A 2,070-nucleotide genomic window follows, 5' to 3' on the forward strand; every position below is an offset into this window, starting at 1 on the left:
GCCCAACACCACCGCCCCACAAGGCCGTTCGGCCGCTACGGCTCCCCGTCGAACCGCCTTACCCCCCAGACCCTGTACGTCGACACCGCGGGCAACGGCGACTTCACCTCCGTCCGCGCCGCCGTCACCGCCGTCACCGGCACCGGCTGGACCCTGGTCCTCGCCCCCGGCACCTACCGCGAGACGGTCGCCGTCGACGCCACCCGCACCGGCATGACCTGGATCGGCGCCTCCCGCAACCCCCGTGACGTGGTGGTCGTCTACGACAACGCGGCCGGAACTCCCAAGCCCGGCGGGGGCACTTACGGCACCACGGGCTCGGCCACGACCACCGTCCAGGCCGCCGGGTTCACCGCCCGCTGGGTCACGTTCGCCAACGACTGGCTGCGCGCAGAGCACCCCGAGATCACCGGAACCCAGGCCGTCGCCATCAAGGTGCAGGGCGACCGCAGCGCGTTCCACCACTGCCGCTTCCTCGGCCACCAAGACACCCTGTACGCCGACTCGTCGAGCCTCGCCACCTTCGCCCGCCAGTACTTCGCGGACTGTTATATAGAAGGAGACGTCGACTTCGTCTTCGGCCGCGCGACCGCCGTCTTCGAACGCTGCCACTTCCGCACCCTGACCCGCACCGACCTCGCGGGAGCGCCGTACGGCTTCGTGTTCGCGCCCTCCACGGCGGGCGCCAACCCGCGCGGCTACCTCGTCTCGCGCAGCCGCGTCTCCAGCGAAGCACCCGACGCCTACTACAAGTTGGCCCGCCCCTGGGTGCCCAGCTCCGACCCGACCGCCCGCCCGATGCTCACGGTCCGCGAGACCCGCCTCGGCGCCGGCATCGACGCGGTCGCCCCGTACACGAACATGTCGGACAGCTTCCCCTGGCAGAGCCAGCGTTTCGCCGAGTACCGCAACTCGGGCCCCGGCGCGGTCATCACGGTCCCGGAGAACCGGCCCCAACTCACCGCCGTACAGGCCGAATCGGCGACCCGCGCCGCCTACCTGGGCGACTGGGAACCGGAGGGCTGCTGAGATGCGCCGCCGTGCGTTCCTGGCGGGGAGCGCGGCGGCGATGCTGCCGGCCCCCGCAACCGCCGTACCCGCGAGGCGAGTTGTCCACGTCCGCCCCGGCAGCTCCGTCCAGGCCGCCGTGGACCGCGTCACCGGCCCCGGCTGGACGATCGTCGTCCACCCCGGCACGTACCGCGAAGTCGTCAACGTCCCGGCGGACAAGGCCGAGTTGACGATCAGGGGAGCCGTCCGCGACCCTCGCGCCGCCGTCATCGTCTACGACAACGCCAACGGCACCCCGAAACCCGACGGTTCGGGCACCTACGGCACGGCCGGCTCCGCGACGTTCACCTCGGCGGCCCCCGGCCTCACCGTCCTCGACCTCACCCTCGCGAACGACTGGCTGCGCGCGGACCACCCCGACATCACCGGCACGCAGGCGGTCGCCGCCTACCTCACCGGCGACCGCACGCACGTCGAGAACGTCCGCCTCCTGGCCCACCAGGACACCCTGTTCGCGGACACCACCGCGCTGGACGTCTTCGACCGCCACTACTACCGGCGCTGCCACATCGAAGGCGACGTCGACTTCGTCTTCGGGCGGGCCCGCGCGATCTTCGACACCTGCCGCTTCCACACCCTCCAGCGGGACGTGTCCTTCACCCCCAAAGGCATGGTCTTCGCCCCCTCGACGGCCCGCGCCAACCCCTACGGCTTCCTCGCCGTGCGCGGCCGGATCACCTCAGCGGCCGAGGACGCGGCGTACAAGATCGCCCGCCCCTGGGTGCCGTCGTACGAGACAACCGCCTGGCCCTCCTTGGTGGTTCGGGACACCTGGATCGGGCCCGGCATCGACGCGGTCGCGCCGTACACCAACATGCGCGACGCGTACCCCTGGCAGACCATGCGCTTCGCCGAGTACGCCAACTCCGGCCCCGGCGCGGTGGTTTCGGTGCCGGAGAACCGGCCCCACCTGACGGACGCGGCGGCGGTCGTCCACACCCCGCGTACCTACCTCGGGAACTGGCGTCCCCGAGCGCACCGCTAGCACCACCCCGCACC

The 2,070-nt window shown here is 71.8% G+C and carries 2 protein-coding genes; both read left to right on the top strand.

Annotated elements, in window-relative coordinates; translation table 11 throughout:
- Positions 1-1,029: pectinesterase family protein (locus AOK24_RS44625; protein ID WP_055725500.1), on the top strand; the 1,029-nt coding region annotated here is incomplete at its 5' end.
- 1 nt (position 1,030) lies between these two features.
- The gene (locus AOK24_RS44630; protein WP_055725501.1) at positions 1,031-2,056 is read left to right on the top strand and encodes a pectinesterase family protein; all 1,026 of its coding nucleotides are present in this window, start codon (positions 1,031-1,033) and stop codon (positions 2,054-2,056) included.
- Positions 2,057-2,070 lie beyond the last annotated feature (14 nt).

It is taken from the genome of Streptomyces niveiscabiei (assembly GCF_001419795.1).
Classification (GTDB): Bacteria; Actinomycetota; Actinomycetes; order Streptomycetales; family Streptomycetaceae; genus Streptomyces; species Streptomyces niveiscabiei.

Coding starts and splice junctions, on each gene's coding strand:
- AOK24_RS44630 (WP_055725501.1), top strand. CDS start 1,031: ATGCGCCGCCGTGCGTTCCTGGCGGGGAGCGCGGCGGCGATGCTGCCG.